Origin of the sequence: Pectobacterium odoriferum (assembly GCF_009931295.1) — a bacterium.
Taxonomy (GTDB): Bacteria; Pseudomonadota; Gammaproteobacteria; order Enterobacterales; family Enterobacteriaceae; genus Pectobacterium; species Pectobacterium odoriferum.
Map to the genome: position 1 here is coordinate 4,300,794 of NZ_CP034938.1, position 19,143 is coordinate 4,319,936.

Annotated in this window: 12 protein-coding genes, 1 tRNA gene and 1 pseudogene; 1 reads left to right on the forward strand and 13 read right to left on the reverse strand. The window is 52.0% G+C overall.

Annotated elements, in window-relative coordinates; all coding sequences use genetic code 11:
* Positions 1–97 precede the first annotated feature (97 nt).
* The 5 genes and pseudogenes from miaA to nnr form a co-directional block, all read right to left on the reverse strand.
* A pseudogene (gene miaA, locus EO763_RS19355) lies at positions 98–1,038 on the reverse strand (tRNA (adenosine(37)-N6)-dimethylallyltransferase MiaA).
* The gene (gene mutL / locus EO763_RS19360) at positions 1,031–3,043 is read right to left on the reverse strand and encodes a DNA mismatch repair endonuclease MutL (RefSeq protein ID WP_161529927.1); all 2,013 of its coding nucleotides are present in this window, start codon (positions 3,041–3,043) and stop codon (positions 1,031–1,033) included. The pseudogene miaA and the gene mutL overlap by 8 nt, the downstream one beginning before the upstream one ends.
* 51 nt (positions 3,044–3,094) lie before the next feature.
* Positions 3,095–4,780, reverse strand: coding sequence for an N-acetylmuramoyl-L-alanine amidase AmiB (amiB, locus tag EO763_RS19365; RefSeq protein ID WP_161529928.1), 1,686 nt, complete (start codon positions 4,778–4,780; stop codon positions 3,095–3,097).
* Positions 4,777–5,259, reverse strand: a complete 483-nt coding sequence (gene tsaE, locus EO763_RS19370; RefSeq protein WP_010295450.1) for a tRNA (adenosine(37)-N6)-threonylcarbamoyltransferase complex ATPase subunit type 1 TsaE — start codon at positions 5,257–5,259, stop codon at positions 4,777–4,779. Before tsaE ends, amiB begins: the two co-directional genes overlap by 4 nt.
* 5 nt (positions 5,260–5,264) lie before the next feature.
* Positions 5,265–6,833, reverse strand: coding sequence for a bifunctional ADP-dependent NAD(P)H-hydrate dehydratase/NAD(P)H-hydrate epimerase (nnr, locus tag EO763_RS19375; RefSeq protein ID WP_161529929.1), 1,569 nt, complete (start codon positions 6,831–6,833; stop codon positions 5,265–5,267).
* Between the two features lie 143 nt (positions 6,834–6,976).
* On the opposite strand from nnr, the gene queG reads away from it, so the two are divergent.
* Entirely contained in the window at positions 6,977–8,116 is a 1,140-nt protein-coding gene (gene queG / locus EO763_RS19380; protein ID WP_161529930.1) for a tRNA epoxyqueuosine(34) reductase QueG, read from the forward strand.
* A gap of 526 nt (positions 8,117–8,642) precedes the next feature.
* Here the strand turns inward: queG and ahpF are convergent.
* From ahpF to EO763_RS19420, 8 genes are all read right to left on the reverse strand, one after another.
* Entirely contained in the window at positions 8,643–10,205 is a 1,563-nt protein-coding gene (gene ahpF, locus EO763_RS19385) for an alkyl hydroperoxide reductase subunit F (RefSeq protein WP_161529931.1), read from the reverse strand.
* Between the two features lie 143 nt (positions 10,206–10,348).
* Positions 10,349–10,912: an alkyl hydroperoxide reductase subunit C gene (ahpC, locus tag EO763_RS19390; protein ID WP_039490660.1), complete on the reverse strand. Its 564-nt coding sequence runs from the start codon at positions 10,910–10,912 to the stop codon at positions 10,349–10,351.
* Positions 10,913–11,022: 110 nt separating this feature from the next.
* Positions 11,023–12,672 (reverse strand): DUF4153 domain-containing protein, encoded by a 1,650-nt coding sequence (locus EO763_RS19395; RefSeq protein WP_161529932.1) that lies wholly within the window; start codon positions 12,670–12,672, stop codon positions 11,023–11,025.
* 254 nt (positions 12,673–12,926) lie between these two features.
* A tRNA-Gly gene (locus EO763_RS19400) sits at positions 12,927–13,002 on the reverse strand.
* A gap of 287 nt (positions 13,003–13,289) precedes the next feature.
* Positions 13,290–14,768: a hypothetical protein gene (locus EO763_RS19405; RefSeq protein WP_161529933.1), complete on the reverse strand. Its 1,479-nt coding sequence runs from the start codon at positions 14,766–14,768 to the stop codon at positions 13,290–13,292.
* Positions 14,769–14,991: 223 nt separating this feature from the next.
* Positions 14,992–15,918 carry a D-2-hydroxyacid dehydrogenase gene (locus EO763_RS19410; protein ID WP_161529934.1) on the reverse strand — a complete coding sequence of 309 codons (927 nt, stop codon included), beginning with the start codon at positions 15,916–15,918 and terminating at the stop codon, positions 14,992–14,994.
* 69 nt (positions 15,919–15,987) lie between these two features.
* Positions 15,988–17,694: a DUF6138 family protein gene (locus tag EO763_RS19415; protein WP_161529935.1), complete on the reverse strand. Its 1,707-nt coding sequence runs from the start codon at positions 17,692–17,694 to the stop codon at positions 15,988–15,990.
* Between the two features lie 294 nt (positions 17,695–17,988).
* The gene (locus EO763_RS19420; RefSeq protein ID WP_161529936.1) at positions 17,989–19,038 is read right to left on the reverse strand and encodes an NAD(P)-dependent alcohol dehydrogenase; all 1,050 of its coding nucleotides are present in this window, start codon (positions 19,036–19,038) and stop codon (positions 17,989–17,991) included.
* Between the last annotated feature and the right edge of the window lie 105 nt (positions 19,039–19,143).

Below are 19,143 nucleotides of genomic sequence, written 5' to 3' on the forward strand. Positions count from 1 at the left end.
TTGTATGTTGTTTGTAACAAAGAACCCTACGGCTCTAAAATAACGGTGTAAAAAAACTTGCACGCTGAGACTCACCGATTGTACACAATCACTCAACCTATGCACTAACAACCTGTATCACCTTGTCCAGTGCTTCAGTCGGTTTTTCGCTATCCAGCCAGCAGACGTCATCCCAACCGCGCAGCCAGGTCATTTGACGCTTCGCTAACTGACGCGTCGCACAAATTCCCCGATAAACCATCTCATCGTAATCAATTTCACCGGATAAATATGACCACATCTGGCGATAACCAACACAACGAATAGAGGGCATATCCGTATGAAGGTCATGCCGGGAAAACAATGTCCGGGCTTCTGTCTCAAAACCTGCCGCCAACATCTGATGAAAACGCTGTTCAATCCGCTCATGCAACAATTCACGCGTCGCCGGGGCGATAGCAAACTGATGAACCTGATAGGGCAGCGCGTCGCCAGACGTTTTTGTCAGTTCAGTTAAAGTGTTACCTGAAACGAAAAAAACTTCCAGTGCTCGCGAGAGTCTCTGCGGATCATTTGGATGAATCCGAATTGCAGCTACTGGGTCGATCTCACTGAGCTGCCGATGCATCGCTTCCCAGCCGATTTCTTTTGCCTGCTCTTCAATGCGTTGACGCACGGCGGCATCGGCTGACGGCAGAGGAGAAAGTCCCTCCAGCAGCGCCTTGAAATACAGCATCGTCCCCCGACTAACAGGGGAATGCGCCCGGCAGCGGTAATGTCCGCCATCTCACGTAACGCATCGCGGCGAAAATCGGCCGCAGAATAGGATTCTGTCGGATCGAGAATATCGATTAACCGATGCGGGGCCAGTGCCAGCTCTTCCGCACTCGGTTTCGCCGTCCCAATATCCATATCTTTATAGATGAGGGCGGAATCTACGCTAATCAACTCTACCGGCAAATATTCTCGTAACGCCATTGCCAATGCCGTTTTTCCTGACGCCGTCGGCCCCATGATAAAAATAGCGGGCGGCAACGACGCTTGTTCTACATCACTCATGCTTTAAAGCCTTGATGGCATCCTGGATGTCCATCATCGATAAAAGTTCAGACGGCGGCGTTTTCGCCAACTGCGGACAAAGCCGCTCGACATCCGCCAGTAATTGTATGGCCTGAGAATGACTCCAGCTTTCCTGCTCACTCTGCAATCGCGTTGCCATCCACGATGCCAATTCACCAGGTTCCACCTGCTGTGTCTCAACCGTCTGATAGTCGGCCAGATAGCCTATCAGTTCAGAGATCAAGTTTTGTAAATTTTGTTGGCGCAATGGTAAAGGTACGGCACGTAATGTGGCACGCTGTGACTCAACCACGATTTCAATACCAAAACGCGCCAGCAAAGCGTGATGGGCAGACAAAACGCTCAGCTCAGATTTACTCAACGTCAGGCGCTGAGGAATCAGTAACGGCTGCGCCCGCAACCCTTCTTCCGACGGCGTCAACTGCACCGCTTTCAGATAACGTTCAGCAACGGAAAGCGACAGCATAGCCAGGCCCTTATGGTACTCCAACAGCGCGTAGCACGGCGGATAAACCGTCAATACCCGCCCAAAACCGTTTGATTGGCTTTCCAACGGCGATTCGGCCGGCGCACGTTGTTTGTTATTGCTGGCTGCAATGTTATCCGTCGTGGTTCGATTTGGCGGTGCGTCATGCGATACCGTCGATGAAACAACCCTATCCGACGACGTCACGTGATTCGACGGTATAAAAATACGCTCGCCAGACGACGGCGGTGCACTTGCTGCGCTATCCGTCGGTTGCAGCAATGTTTTATACAGCTCACCCTGCTTTTTCTGGTACGGATTCTCTGGCTGATAGCCGGAATAGGCAGATTCTCGCGCCTGACCAGAATGACCCGCGCGCAGCGTTTTGCCACCATACGACGGAGAACTATCGGTACGTGACGGCTGGGCAAAGTGGTTTTCACCTGCGGCAATGCGATTTTCCTGCTGCCATTGCACGGGTTTCCCGGTCTCCGGCTCTGTCATACCAAGCGCTGGTGAGGATGCCTGTTGCAGAACGGACATCACCGCCTGATAGATAAAGTCATGTACCAGCCGAGCCTGATGGAACCGTACCTCATGCTTGGCAGGATGCACATTCACATCAACCTGATGCGGGTCGATCTCCAGATACAGCACATAGGCGGGCTGCTGATCGTCACTAAGCTGATCCTGATAGGCCTGCCGAATAGCATGATTAATGAGCCGATCGCGCATCATGCGCTGGTTCACATAGCAGTACTGCATATCAGGCAGTTGCTTGGCGCCAACCGGATCGGCAACCCAACCATGAATGGTGAGATCGCCGTGTTGCCATGACACCGCGAGCGCATGCTGTAAGAATGTCGCACCGCAAATGCTACCCAACCGGCGCTCATACTGGCTTTTATCCGGTGCAGCACGATACTGCCGCATCAGCTTACCGTTATGATGCAGCGTGATGGCAACATCGAAACGCGCCAGCGCGATGCGGCGCACAACCTCATCAATATGGGTGAATTCGGTTTTTTCCGTGCGCATAAATTTACGGCGGGCGGGCGTGTTATAAAACAGATCCAACACTTCCAGCGTGGTGCCCACAGGATGGGCGGCTGGCTTGACTGTCACCGCCATGTCGCGCCCTTCGGCGTAGGCCTGCCAGGCCTCAGATTGTTCGGCAGTGCGTGATGTCAGCGTTAAACGGGAGACGGAACTGATACTTGCCAACGCTTCGCCGCGGAACCCCATACTGACGATCGCTTCCAGATCGTCGAGCGTGGCAATTTTACTGGTCGCATGACGCGCCAACGCCAGCGTTAATTCATCCTTTCCGATACCCGAGCCATTGTCACGAATACGGATCAGCTTCGCGCCGCCGCGTTCTATGTCGATATCAATCCGGGTCGCGCCTGCATCCAGACTGTTTTCCACCAGCTCCTTCACGACCGAAGCCGGACGCTCAACCACTTCTCCGGCAGCGATCTGGTTAGCCAGTTGCGGTGGCAACACCTGAATCGGCATGGCGTATCCCTCTTACTATCCTCAATCTATCGACATCGTCAGCATGAAGAATCAGGCTGACGGAATAACCAGCGTTTGCCCCAGTTGTACCGTGCCAGAGCGCATATTATTCGCCTGTTGGATCTCTTTCATGCTGACACCATAACGGGCAGCAATCGCACTCAGGCTATCACCCTTTACGACCTTATGCTTCACTGGTGCTGCCTTTTTGGGCGCAGGTGCTGATGCCGTCTGTTTCGTTCCTGTCGCCGGAATATTCAAGCGCTGCCCAACCCAGACGATGTCCTTGTTCAGCTTATTCACGTCACGCATAGCGGCGAGACTGACGCCATAGCGTCGGGCAATGGAAGAGAGCGTTTCACCACGCGCAACGGTATGACGCGTGCTACCCGCACTCGCTTTTGCCGCCGTTACGTTACCACCCGACGTTTCTGTATCACTTGCCGCCGACTGTAGTGGCCGGCTTTCCTGCTTTGGGAGAGGAGTTTTGGGCACAGATTGCATCGGGTGTGTTTGGAAATAACTTCTCAGCCCCTGATAAATCGCATTGGCGAGTTTTTCCTGATAGTCGTTACTCCCCAAGAGCCGCTCTTCCGAGACATTGGTGATAAACCCGGTTTCCACCAGCAGAGAAGGAATATCTGGCGAGCGCAACACCCCCAGACTGGCGTGCTCAGGACGTCGTTTATGCAGCCCTCCAACACGCTGGAGTTCACGCAGAACCTTGGTCGCGACGTCATACCCAACGCGCTGGGAGTGACCAAATTGCAGATCCAGCACCGCCTGGCTGAGGTAAGGGTCCGCGCTGCTGTTCGCCAGCAGGTCGCCCGCGCCGCCCAACAGTTCAGACTGTTTCTCATGCTGTTCCAGCCAGTTTGCCATTTCGCTGTTTGCGCGGCGGTTGGACAGCACCCAGACAGAGGCACCTTTAGCATTGCGGTTCGGTGCCGCATCCGCGTGAATCGACACTAACAGGTTTGCGCCCTGCTTACGCGCCACGTCCGAACGCCCCATGACGGAGATAAAGTAGTCGCCATCGCGCGTCAGCACGCCTTTAAAGGCCGGATCGCTATTCAGTAAGGCTTGTAACTTACGCGCGATAGAAATGGTGACATTTTTCTCCCGCAGCCCGTTCGTGCCAATCGCCCCTGGATCCTGTCCACCGTGACCGGCATCAATCGCCACAACAATCCGTTCATTACCCTGTCGGGCCGGCACTCGCGTAGATGACGCATTGCTATTCACGACAACAGTAGGCTTGTTGGTAAACGGATTTTTGGCGGGTTCTGTCGGCGCACTATTTTGCTGCCGTGAAGCCGGAGGCGCTGAGGCTTGTACCGTTTTCGCTTTATCACCGGTGATGGTGAAAACAACAACGTAACCCGAGCCTTCTTTTTGCGTCACCGCCCGCGTTTTCGCCGCCTGGGTTAAATCCAGCACCAAGCGCAGGCTTTGTGCGTCCTGCGCGTTGCTGGTTCGCACACGCTTAATCAGATTTTGCCCGCTGAAATCCAACGGCAGCCCCTGAATGACGCCAGTCTGACGAATATCGATGACTACTCTGGCGGGGTTACTGAGCGGGAAAAAAGCATAAATAGGCTGACCGCTAAAGCTCAGACGCACCGTGGCCTGACCTGACGCATTGTCCACCTTGATATCCGACAGATTAGCTGCCCACGCCGTTCCTGCCAGCAACAGCCATACGCCAATGAACAGCTTAACCATACGACTCATCATGATTCTGTTGTTCCTGGCTGAAGAGAAAAACGTTGTAACATCGCGTCTCCCGTCGCAGAGACAGCGGACAGTTCAGCCTGTCGGCCCTGATCCTGATAGCGCAAATGCAGTTCGATATCCGCATCGGGCAGCACGCCAGCACCCTGCTGCGGCCATTCAATCAGGCAAATAGCATCCTGCGTCAGATAATCGCGGATCCCCATAAACTCCAACTCCTCTGGGTCGGCCAGTCGATAGAGATCAAAGTGGTAGACCGCCAGCGGTGATAGCGCATAAGGCTCAACCAGCGTATAAGTGGGGCTTTTGACATTGCCCTGATGACCGCGCGCTTGCAGAAAACCGCGACTAAACGTCGTTTTCCCCGCACCGAGATCACCATAAAGGTGGATAACACAAGCACCGTCACAGGCTTTCGCCAGCGCCGTGCCTAAAGAGATCGTTGCTGCCTCATCCGGCAGAAGTAAGACTATTTTTTTCATTCTATCTATTGTTCTAAAAACATCGGTTCTAAAAACATCGGCTCTAGAAACATCCGCTCGGGATTAACATATCGAAACAACACAGGCAGTAAATCGGTTGCCAGCATACCTCGGGTGCCGCGTCGCGCTGCCAGCCAATCGGCCGCCGCGCCGTGTACGACACACCCGGCACAGGCAGCATCATACAGCGAGAGCTTTTGCGCCAGCAAACCGCCAACGATACCCGACAGCACATCACCCATACCGCCTGTCGCCATGCCGGGGTTTCCCACATCAGCAATGGCAACCTCGTCTCGCTCGCTGGCGATCACCGTTCCCGCACCTTTCAATACGACAACGCCACCATAGCGTTTTACCAACTTTTTGGCCGCAAGTAAGCGATCACTTTCAATATCAGAGACGCGGCAATTCAGTAAACGTGCCGCCTCGCCGGGGTGAGGTGTCAGCACGCGATTCTGCCGCTTATGCGGATTGATTGCCAGCAGGTTAAGCGCATCCGCATCCCATAACATGGGTTTGTTACAATTTTCTGCCAGACGCAGTGCGCTTTTACCCCAGTCATCCTGCCCTAAACCGGGTCCAATCACCACGACATCGGCCCATTCCAGCCCCTGCCGCAGCGTCTCTGTCGTCAATTCTTGCACCATCAGCTCAGGCCGAGCCGTCAAAAACGCCGACTGATACTGTTTGTGAGTAAGTACTCGCACTAACCCTGCACCGCTGTGTAACGCCGCATCGGCAGCCATCAATACCGCACCACCTAAGCCAGCGTTACCGCCTACCACCAGTAACCTGCCGTTACCCCCTTTATGTTGTCCAGCCGGACGAGGCGACAGCCATTCGGGCAGTTGCGCCGCAGTCAGCCGCCGTATCGGCGCGGCTTGATCGTCCAGCCACGCCTGCAACCCTAACGAATGATAATGTAATGTCCCGACGTGCTCACGGGCGCGACCGGTCAGTAGTCCCGGTTTCAGCGCGATAAACGCCACCGTCTGCGCCGCACAAATCGCAACGCCTGCACAGATGCCGGTTTCGGCATGTAAACCAGAGGGAATATCCAGTGAAACGATGGGGGCGGGATAGGCATTCGCCTGCGTCATTAACGCCGCATAAGGCACGCGCGGTGCAGCGGAAAGTCCGGTTCCCAACAGACCATCCACAATGAGATCGATCCCGTCCGGCCACGACGTATCGCCATCCTGTGCACTAATTTCTTGAACACGGCCACCCTGCTCCAGCCAGCGCTGCCGGGCAAGATGAGCCTCGTCAGGCAGTGGCTTATCACTGGTGCAAGCAACAACATCGACCTCAATGCCCACCGCCAGCGCCAAACTGGCGACCACGTATGCATCGCCGCCGTTATTGCCGTGTCCGGCCAGCACCCGCCAGCGTCGAGCAGAGGGATAACATTGGCGGGCCACCTGAAATGCGGCGTCTCCCGCACGCTGCATGAGTTCCCACAGGGAAAGCCCCGACTCGCTGGCCGCTCTGGCTTCTTCACGGCGTACCCACTCGGCGTAAAACACCGAATCAGGCAAATCATCCTCTCGCTTTTGGTCGTGACCCGTCATCATCTGCTCTTCGTTTTCATTACAATGACTTAAAATTAGCAAGCAACCTAAACGACCGCCAGCATTCCGCGCATCTCAGCAGGCATCGGCTCTGCGGCACGAATATGGTAACATCAGCACGTCTTGTTTATTTCTGTGGCCCCATCATGTCATACCCCTACGATCTCAACGAATTAGCGCAACACATCAAACAATGGGGACAGGCACTGGGGTTCCAGCAGGTCGGCATCTGCGACACCGATTTGTCCGCAGAAGAGCCTCGACTTCAGGATTGGCTGGATAAGCAATACCACGGGGAAATGGACTGGATGGCGCGCCACGGTATGCTGCGGGCGCGTCCGCATGAGCTGCTGCCCGGGACACTGCGCGTCATCAGCGTACGTATGAATTATCTTCCCGCCAAAGCCGCGTTCGCCAGCACCTTAAAGAACCCAGAGCTCGGCTACGTTAGCCGCTATGCGCTGGGTCGCGATTACCACAAGCTGCTGCGCCAGCGTCTGAAAAAGCTCGGCGACCAGATTCAGGAATACTGTGGTGAATTGAATTTTCGCCCCTTTGTCGATTCCGCTCCCATTATGGAACGCCCTTTAGCTGCGAAAGCCGGACTTGGCTGGGTTGGTAAACACTCACTAATTTTGAACAGGGAAGCTGGCTCCTGGTTCTTTCTTGGTGAACTGCTGATCGATTTACCTCTGCCCGTCGATCGGCCACAGGAAGAACAGTGCGGCCGATGCGTCGCCTGCATGACCACCTGCCCAACCGGCGCGATTGTTGCACCTTACACCGTTGATGCGCACCGCTGCATTTCCTATCTGACCATCGAATTGGAAGGTCCGATTCCTGAAGAATTTCGTCCGCTGATGGGCAATCGCATCTATGGCTGCGATGACTGTCAGCTGATTTGCCCGTGGAATCGGTTTTCACAGCTTACCGACGAAGCGGATTTTAGCCCGCGTGCCGCGCTGCATGCACCGGAACTGCTAGTGCTATTCGGCTGGAATGAAGAGAAATTTTTGCGGATTACAGAAGGATCACCGATCCGCCGCATCGGCCATCTCCGCTGGCTACGCAATATTGCCGTCGCACTGGGGAATGCCCCCTATCAGGATAGTATCGTGCTGGCGCTACAAGCCCGTCTGGGTGAAAGCGAACTGTTGGATGAACATATCCACTGGGCAGTTCATCAGCAGTTGGAACGTCGCGCGTCGCTGGGAATTGACGTCCAATCTACACAGAAAAAACGACTTATTCGTGCAGTAGAGAAAGGATTACCGCGTGATGCGTGAACCGCTCAAACTCTTGTCATCAGTTTGTCGCACGCGCTGTGAATAAATAAAAAAACCGTTGCCAACCAACTGTTACAAAAAGTGCAAGCAATAGTCATAACATTTTATAAGTAAAATTTATGAATAAATATCAATAAGATACTCTACACTATTTTATCAACAACATAACATGATTAATAAATAACCAACGAGCAGCCTGTGGATAAGTCTGTTAAGAAGAATATGATTTTTTGTATTAACTGATAAAAAATGATGTGGATCGGGGTCACGCTTGTGCTCGAAATATGATGCTGCGTAGACAATAAAAAGCGGGCAACAGCACAAAGCGGCGTGCATTATGAATTTCTTATTGTCCTTTGGCAAGGGCTGAGATCTACTTTTTACGATCGAAAGAAAAATTCTACGATCAAAAGCAAAAACGCGGCGACACCTCTTGATGAGGCATCGCCGCGCGGAACGTTAAGATCGTCGTCAGAGAAACAGGAGGATGGCAAATATATCCACCTCCGTCCTCAACCGACCAATGTTATGCACGGGTTCTGATCAGGTAATCGAAGGCGCTCAAGGACGCTTTTGCACCTTCACCCGTCGCAATGATGATCTGCTTGTACGGCACCGTCGTACAGTCACCGGCAGCAAAGACCCCTTTTACGCTGGTTTCGCACTTGGCATCGATCTCAATTTCACCGATGCGGTTTCTGGCTATCGTACCTTCCAGCCAGTGGGTGTTAGGCAGCAGGCCAATCTGCACGAAGATCCCTTCCAGCGCTAAATCATGCACCGTATCGCTAATACGATCTTTATAGCTCAGCCCCGTCACCTTCTGCCCATCACCTTTCACTTCTGTGGTCTGCGCATTCAGGATGATGTCAACGTTCGGCAGGCTACGCACTTTTTCCTGTAATACAGAATCCGCTTTCAGTTCTGGAGCAAACTCAAGCAACGTGACATGTTTCACCACGCCAGCCAGATCGATAGCCGCTTCTACCCCGGAGTTTCCGCCGCCAATCACCGCGACATGCTTGCCTTTAAACAGCGGGCCATCACAGTGCGGGCAGTACGTTACACCACGCGTACGGTACTGATCTTCGCCGGGTACATTCATGTTTCTCCAGCGTGCGCCGGTCGCAATGATCACACTGCGTGCTTTCAGCGTCGCGCCGGATACGGTGATCACCTGATGCGGTTTACCCGGTTCACCACCAGGAATGAGTGCCTCTGCACTCTGCGCGTCAATCACATCGACATCGTAGTCATCAACATGGCCCTTCAGCGCAGTCGCCAGTTTGGCGCCTTCCGTTTTCGGCACGGAAATGTAGTTTTCGATATCGACAGTATCCAGTACCTGACCGCCAAAACGCTCACCGACTAACCCAGTACGGATGCCTTTACGCGCCGAATAGACCGCCGCCGCTGCCCCCGCCGGACCGCTACCGATGATTAACACATCATAGACGTCACGCTGGTTCAGCTTCTCAACCTGTTTCGCGCCCGCGCCGGTATCGATTTTAGTCACAATCTCAGCCAGGCTCGTCCGCCCTTGACTGAAGTGTTCACCGTTCAGGAAAACGGTAGGTACGCCCATCACATTACGGCTTTGAATCTCATCCTGAAACACGCCGCCGTCAATGGCGGTATGGGTGATATTCGGATTCAACACCGCCATTAAATTCAGCGCCTGCACCACATCTGGGCAGTTGTGGCAGGACAGCGAGTAATAGGTTTCAAAGTGGAACGAACCGTCAAGGTGACGGATCTGATCGAGCAATTCTTTCGCTTCTTTTGACGGATGGCCGCCCACCTGCAATAACGCCAGAATCAAAGAAGTAAATTCGTGTCCCATTGGCGCACCAGCAAAACGCGGGCCGCTTTGGGAATCTGGATTGGTAATCAGGAATGAAGGCTTACGTACTGCCAGATCATTCTTTTCAATAAAACTTACCCGATCGGACAGCTCAGCAATTTCAGCCAGCAGGGTTCTGACTTCAGCAGATTTAGCGGAGTCATCCAGAGTCGCAATCAACTCAACAGGTTTGGTTAATTTTTCCAGATAGGCTTTCAACTGGACTTTCATCGTATTGTCGAGCATCGGTCGTCCTTAATTAGGCAAGTAGGTACAAAGGAAAAATCGTGCAGGGTGCTGGCCCCAAAAGCTGAGCCAGAAAAATCGGGTGCAACGCACCCGACAAAAAAGGGCATGTTTTCTACAGTTATGTTTTCCGAGGTGTTAGCTTAGATTTTGCCAACCAGATCCAGAGACGGAGCCAGCGTAGCCTCGCCTTCTTTCCACTTGGCTGGGCACACTTCGCCTGGGTGAGAAGCAACGTACTGGGCCGCTTTCACTTTGCGCAGCAGATCAGATGCATCGCGGCCAATGCCTTCTGCCGTGATTTCTACCGCCTGAATGGTGCCCTGTGGATCAACGATGAAGGTACCGCGATCGGCCAGACCTTCTGCTTCGCGCATGTTTTCAAAGTTACGCGTCAGCTGGCCCGTTGGGTCACCGATCATGGTGTACTTGATTTTGCCAATGGTTTCAGAGCTGCTGTGCCACGCTTTGTGCGTGAAGTGGGTATCGGTGGAAACAGAGTAGATTTCCACGCCACGCTCTTGGAATTCGTCGTAATAGTCAGCGACATCACCCAGTTCGGTCGGGCAGACAAACGTAAAATCAGCCGGATAGAAGAAGAACACGCTCCATTTGCCTTCGATGTTCTTTTCAGTCACTTCGATGAATTGACCGTCTTTGAAAGCCATGTTTTTGAATGGTTTAACTTGGGTATTAATTACTGACATCACTTTATCCTCATGTGTTTTCGCATGTGGCTAAAGTACAGAAACGTGATCGTTATCACCAATCCGTTGTCTTTATCGAATCAATAAGTAATACCTAACGTAGTGTAAAATCAGGGATACGCTATCTCCAAGTTCTCCTCACCGATCCTGACCGTCTTGAAGCGTGGCGTAACAGCCTCGACCTTGCCGTCTTTAATCAGTTCAATCAGTTGTTCCGTGCCCATCGAGCCAAATAACCTAGCTGCAATCTGCCACTGCCCTTTTTCATCACGGGCGAGGATCTTGCCACCTCCTCCCCAACCCGCTCTGGGAAAGATGAGCACTTCGTTATGGCCATCACCGGTCAAATCAATCGCGAAGAGCAGACAAGCGGCTTCTCTACATTGATTGCCCAGATTATAGCCCTGCAACATGCTTTCGATCCCGTCCTCCAACGGACCAACCCATTCAACTTGAACAGGACGTACTTTTGCAGGGCGTCCCTGCAACCGATCGAGCAGTACCTGACGCGCGGTAGCGTCCAGTATTCGGTCTTGCTTCAATTCTTCAGCCAGCCAGGTAAACTGCTTCCTACCCGCTGTGCCTAAGCCATCGCGCAGCGCCCACAGGTCGAACTCATCGACCGGCGTTTTCCCGCTAAGCAGGCGCTGAACCTGATTTCTCGCACTAAATGCCTCTGGGTTTAATAACGGCGTATGCAGCAATATCACCAGAACACAGATGACGGCAGCGAGCAGCGGATTGCTCGTCCGCAAATGTCCCAGCCAGACGCCAGAACGACGAATGACAGCCCATACCATCGCCAGACTGTAAAGCATCGCGATTGCCACCACGAAGATCGACTGAAAGCGGGACGGCGTCAGGCCATATTGTTCGATGCGCAGCCAACTGGAGTAGCCCGCCAGTGCGACCAAAATCGGCAGGCACAGCACACTGGCGCTAACCAGCCCGCGTAGCACCGTCGGATAAGTGCGTCCCTCGTTATCATCCTGAGACGCACAGTTAATCAAAAATAAATTCACGCCCATCAGGCATAGCAGAATGACGGTGGAACGACCGGTATTCCATATCGGTTCCAGGCCGCTAAAAGGCAGCGTCAAGGTGAACACCACCGTGATCAGCGCGCTAAACGGCAGCAGGAAACGACAGGCCGACAGCAGAATTCCACGCAGCAGTCCGACTACCGCTTCTTTGGTCATTCCGATATACATGCCGATAGAAAACACCACCGGCAAGAGCAGCATATAGAATCGGTAATGACTGAATACTTTGCTCACCTGCCGGAATCCCAACATGTTGAACAGCATGCCGCACAGCACGAGCAGTAACACGACCACCAAAACTAATAGCAAGGCCAGTAGCACAGTAAAAATATTGATCCAGGCGTGTTTACAGAGTGAGTCATAGGACGGCCATCGCCCTTCACGAACAGGCCAACAGCAAATGAACGTACAGCAGATATAACCGAGGAGGATGCCACATAGCCCCCAGGAATCCAGCAACCGGAACAATCCACTTTCGGAGAGAACCCAGCCACTGATTGCCGTCATCAGCACCGTCAGCGCGCTGGCCAACAGCCACGTCTTTTTCACAAAGAGAGTGCGTTCCAGCAGTTGCAGGCTGATTCCGCCAACCGTCGCCATCGTTATCAACATTGCCTGAAGAACGCCTTCTTCCATTTCAAGCGCGGCAACAAGTAACAGCCCCTGAAGCAGGCCAGTAGTCAGATAAAACCGTAACGATGGGGAACTAGCTGGCATGGCAAATCCTTTTTGTCGAGAATAAACGTGGGTATATCCAGATCGGCGGAGTCAATATGCCAGCAATAACTATCGCGGCGTATTGCAGCGTGGCGACTATGTTATTCCATGAGTGGAAAAAATTGCTATTACGACAGGGCTGCGATGGACAGTTTTACCACAAATTGAAAATAGAATTGATGCAGAGTAAGGATTTTATACGGCGATAAGGGCCAGAAATCAGATTAAAGAAGAGAGTGAGAAATGAAGAATTTTGGAGCGGGAAACGAGACTCGAACTCGCGACCCCGACCTTGGCAAGGTCGTGCTCTACCAACTGAGCTATTCCCGCAGAGAATCGGATTTATTATCTTTTACTTTCAGCAAAAAGTGCCGAAACCAAAACCCATTAAATCCTGCCAAATCACATGTAACACAATGAATTTAATCACTATTTACTGACCAAGTGATTCGACGGTCAGCATTATGTACCAATCAACTTAACGTGGCAAGCCCTTTTCACTAAAAACCTTACCCCAGCTTCAACCAGCTATGCGCGGTGGCAGCAGAGCCATGAGGCCACCAACAACAAGGCCGCCCGAGGTTAAGGCGGCCTGATCTTTCATTGGCTTATGCGTATCAGGATTTTACGCTTTTCAGCAAAGTTTGCTTACAGATGTGCCCAAATGTGACGTGAGTAGAGTTGTTACCTCCTACACCAATGCCACTTTGATCTGGGACTTCAATACGCCATGCGCCCACATCGTAGGTTGTTCTCCACGTATTAATGTAGCCCTGACTGTAGTCCTGGAACTGTGTCGTGTAATCAGCATAACAGTTATCCAATTTCACAGACCCAGAAGCCTTGCCGTTCGCATCAGTGATTATTCCGTGGGCATTGGCAGCATTAAACTCTAACTCACCGTTGTTTTCTCGTTGGTCGAGTATAAGAATCGCCACGATATTTGGAATACCCGCGCCGGTGGAATCCGCCATCGTCACTCCCCAGGTAACATCCCGATAGGCTTGCGTGGTCATAAAACCAAAAGCTGTCGGTGCAGCATTTGGGATACGCAAGACGGTACTTTCCCCCGTAACAGAGTGGCTAAATCGGACAATTTTGGAGCCCAACGTTAACTTATATTTCTGAGACACTGTCGGTAATTTTGATGGATTAGGCAGCACTCTCACCAAAATATTCTCATTCGGCTGAGATGGAATGATCGTAATTTCCTGTCCGGTATTACGGGTTGTCCAGGTAGTACCGCCATCAGAGGAAGACGCCAGTAACCAGTTATTATTGGTTCCACTCGTCACGCCATTCAAGCGAAGTAAAACATGCTGACCACGAGTTGCGGTAAATACGTAATAATCCGCATCAGAATCACTATCAGAGTTGCCTTCAATGTCCCTCAGATTATCGGACAAAGGATATGCCAGAGAAGGAATATCATTTAACTCATAGGCATCAACATTCGTATTAACGATAGCGCCAAAATTAAAACCGGAGCCATCTGCCGTATTGGCCTCCATAAACCAGTAATAGTGCCCCGGTGGCGTTAAATCCAACGTAGCTTCATCAGCATTCCCTGCTTGGTTTGAATAATTAATTGCCGTCACATTATTCTGGCCATCGTCCCGCATCAAACTAAGAGCAATATCGGTTTCAGGGCTCATGCCTACGACGAAAGCGGTTGTTTTAGAACGCTGAGTGATTTCAAAGTGATAGCAGGCGCTACCTCCACTTTGCAGTCCGTCCAGCGTATAAATGGTGTTTACGGCAAGGGTTGGGCACAAAGGGGTAAATGCAGCGTTATTAGCAAGAGGTTGAGTGCTGGATAACGGTTTTTTTTGTGCGTTATTTGCATCAGCCTGCGCAGTGGGAGCATTGGGAGTAATAACGACAACTCCCTCATTTTCAGCCTTGTGAAATTTATAATTACTTGCGGCATGCGCCTGTATGCTATTAGGGGCCTCAAATACAGAAACCGTGCCTTTCTTTTGTAGTTTCCCAATATCCTTCACTTCGACAGAAACGCTGGTTTCAGCGATCGCTGAACCCATGCAGAATGCCAATCCGGCAGCCGCAAGATATACATTTAAACGATGGTATTTCATCCCACTATTTCCTTATCCTTGAGTATTCTCAAATAGAATGCAGACTTATTATTTAATATTTAACAAATACTGAACGTTAAGCGAAGGTAGTATTACACCGACACGACGTATAATCTCAATAAGATCTTACAAAAATATTTAAAATGAAATATTTTAAATGAGCGAATTAAAATTATTATCAAATACAATTAATTCACTCATTAATTATTTACTAAATAATTATTTAATACTCGCGACTAAAATCCACCTCGCCACGCAGCGTATTATCAGCCTGGAAACAAGCAAGATTCTCCAGGAATAATCGTCCCATCAGTCCCGGCACCATCGGCCCAGCAATGTGTGCCGTCAACGTCAGGTTCGGCGTTTTCCAGAACGGATGGCTGTACGGCAACGGCTCTTGCCTGAATACATCCAGCACGGCTCCCGCAATCTGCGCATCACATAGCGCCGCCCGTAAATCATCATCCACCACGGCACTCCCGCGCCCGACATTGATAAACAGCGCCGAAGGCTTCATGGCGGCAAACAGACTGGCATCATAGATATCGGTGGTTGCCGAGGTGTCCGGCAGAAGGTTGATCACATAATCGGCCTCCGGCACCGCGGCAGGCAGTTCCGCTAAATTCATGATCCGTTTAAAATCAGGCCGATGCCTTGGCGTACTGACAATGCCGTATAGCTCAACGCCAAAAGGCCGTAAAAAGCCAGCAACTTCGCAGCCGATCTCTCCCGCCCCGACAATCAGCACCTTTTTATCCGCCAGCGATCCCGGTAAACGGTGATCCCAGCGCCGCTCTTCCTGACTGATTTGCCGTTCCCCCAGACGCAACTCATGCCTGAGCATGTAGGCAATCACATATTCGGCTATCGGCTGACCAAACACGCCAACGGCGCGGCTTAAGCGGTAATCTCGCGGTAGCCCATCGGCCAACAACGGTTTGAACCCTGCCCAGGTAGACTGTAGCCACTGTGGTTTGGCTCCCTGAGCCAGCAATGCAGCGGCGGTATCAGGTTCACCCAGCCAAATCGGACAGCTCGCGGCCTGCTCTGCCGTACCGTTTGAGAGCACCAGCTCAAGCTCCGGCGCAGCATGATGTAAGACAGAGCCAATCTCATCGGCACGCGAGTCCAGCAGCAGAATAGCGGTCATAAGCACGTTCCTTAATAGGGTAAAGCACCTTTGGCCTCACCCTAATTATTGTCGTCATTGCGTTTAGGATTAGACAGAAGCCTGAATAAGCGACGTCAATAACGCGCCGCGCTTCGCTTCCGATTTTTTCACCAACGCCGCGAGTTTCTTGGTATTGCCCCAGATGAGATACAAAATATGTTCTATCACAGCAGGTTCTCGCATCCGAACTTCGTCGACCAGTTGTTCGAACAGCGCGTCATCCTCTAGCGCAGGCAACATATTCAGCTTTAACCTTTCCGTCGCATGGCTCAGGCAAGCAACCAAAGTCGCCACGTTCTGTGCAGCCACACCATGCTTATCGAAAAACGCACGAATGAAGGCATCTTGTACCGATTGATGTTCATCATCCACGCTTTCCATATATTCTTTTACGAGTGGAAAATACCCCGTATCGGTCAGACCCAGCCCGAATACCGCATAGCTTCCCGGCATGCAGCACTTTTCGCCTTCCGAATCCGCGTACCATTCAAATTCCTCAATCGCGGTACGCGCATAATCCTCAAGAAGCGGATAGTTCGATGCATATTGCAACGCGTTAGCAAAAAAGCGGTGGGTATCCGATTTTGCCAGCCCCTTGATGGGAAGATACTGTCGCGCCGACGATTTCAGGACGATCTTGTAGCTCTTTGGAAAGCCGAGCGTCAGCAAATGCGTGATGAAAAGCAGCGCATGCTCATACGCTTCGGCGCTTTCCTTACGAATACGGACTGTGATGGTCGAAAACACATCATTTGCCACGCATTCTACCCATTCATTCTTCAGGTTAATCTGCGTTTTCTCAAACGCACCACTTCCCTCTTCCATGATGCTTAGCGCACGCGGGTAGCCCAACTGCTTCGCGATATCCAGATATTCCAGCGCCTGAGACTTACTGTAGGAAGGCTCATAACGCAGGATCATAACTGCCGCATAGAGAACTAATTCAACGGGGTGCAGCGTTTGTGGATCCGGCAAATCCAATGCAATACCGGGCTTGAGGGAATGGGTTTCTGGTTCGAAAAAGTGTTCAGGCTGGGACATGTCGCAGTAGCGCAACAAAAATTGCTGATCGACCCACGTTCTTAACGCACGGATAATCGTGCGCCGATGCTCCAACAATGTCTCTTGCCCTGCGTTTCGCTGCTGAATTCGTTCAAACTGAGCCATGATCCAGCGGATATCCAGCGAGGGAAAGAGATGCACATCAAGCAAATGACGAGCCAGAAAGAACGTTTGCAGCGGCTCAGTCGGCGCATTACCACGGGTAAGATGCTGCTCGATATAGTCGTGAATAGACTCAAGTAGCCGCTGTTTTTTCACGTCGTTAGTGAACGTAAACAGCGTAATCAGCAACCGGCCTTCGGTTGCTGGGAATACGGCACGAAAGCAAAACCGATAGTCAATCACCGCAGTCTCTGCCAGTTTCTCAACACGCTGCGCGATAGCCTGAGTCAGCACAGGAACGAGATTTTCCTGTATCTGCGCGACGCTCAATGCCCCTTTTCGGCTACCGATCGATAGTCCGTCAGCATCACGCTTCGACTTAGCGGATATCGACGTCCGCCCGGGCGCATAATCCAGTATCACATCGTTATGGATGCCCGCCTGCAGCGTTGTTCGCAATACGACCTTATCGACATCGACTCTTTTCTCCAGCGTATCAAACCATTCGCTGATTATCGCCAGCACTTCATCCTGCATAGGTCGTTCATGTGGTAGTGATCCCCCAACCTCGTTCGAGTGCCTCCCCGTCATTTTTCTCTTTTTCCTTGTTTATCGCAGATGAAATTTTGCCCCAGAAAACAGCATTGATGATGTTGACCAACCGCCAAAAGGTAGCACGAATCACGCTATTTTTTGCCTTTTTCGCGGTGATAGAGAAGGAAAATCAACATGTTGGTGTATCAACAAATAGTACCGTATCCGCGCGTATTGGGTGACAGGAAATGATGACGGTGTGGTTTTTCTCATGATGTAGAGAAGGCGTGATAAATCATGTCATGACAGCCCCACAGCACGGGGCAATCCAGTGCTGTGGGAACAGGCCAATCAGGCGTTCAGCGTGGCGTTATCAATGACGAAGCGGTATTTCACATCGCCTTTGAGCATCCGCTCGTAGGCCTTATTGATTTCATCGGCGCGGATAAGCTCAATATCGGAAACAATTCCGTGCTCGGCACAGAAATCCAGCATTTCCTGCGTTTCAGGAATGCCACCAATCATCGATCCCGCCACCGTACGGCGTTTCATGATCAGGTTAAACACGTTGGGAGAAGGATGCGGTGATGCAGGCGCACCGACCAGCGTTAGCGCGCCATCGCGCTTCAGCAGAACCAGAAATGCATCCAGATCGTGCGGCGCAGCAACGGTATTCAGGATTAAATCGAAGCTGCCCGCGTGCGCTGCCATTTCTTCTGCGTTACGAGACACCACGACGTCGTTTGCCCCCAGCGCCTTGGCATCTTCACGTTTGGATTCAGACGTGGTGAACGCCACAACATAAGCGCCCATGGCATGCGCCAGTTTGATCCCCATGTGGCCAAGCCCGCCGATACCCACAACGCCGACTTTCTTACCCGGCCCAGCATTCCAGTGGCGCAGCGGTGAATAGGTGGTAATCCCCGCGCACAGCAGCGGTGCGACCGCAGCCAGTTCCGCCTCGGAATGACGGACGCGCAGCACATAGCGCTCATGCACGACGATCTGCTGGGAGTAGCCGCCAAGCGTCCAGCCGGGCTCATCCGACGTCGGGCCGTTATAGGTGAGAACCATACCGTCACAGTAGTTCTCTAAACCATCGTCGCACTCTTCACAGTGTCGACAACTGTCCACAATGCAGCCGATGCCCACCAGATCGCCTGGCTTAAAGGCGGAGACATGTGCTCCTACCGCGGATACCCGCCCGACGATTTCATGGCCGGGCACGCAGGGAAACTGCGTTCCTGCCCATTCAGCACGCACCTGATGCAGGTCCGAGTGGCAGATACCACAGTACGCAATCTCAATTTGGACATCGTGGGCCCCCGGCGCACGACGAACTATCTGCAACGGCTCAAGAGGTTTGTCGCCCGCATGGGCCCCATACGCATGTACAAGCATGGCTATTTCCTTTTCTGTTGAGAAACCGATCATGTTAAGAAATCGACTATTTTCCTAAACCCCTCAGCAGATAGGTATAGCATTCCGATGGTTTTCTTGCCTGTT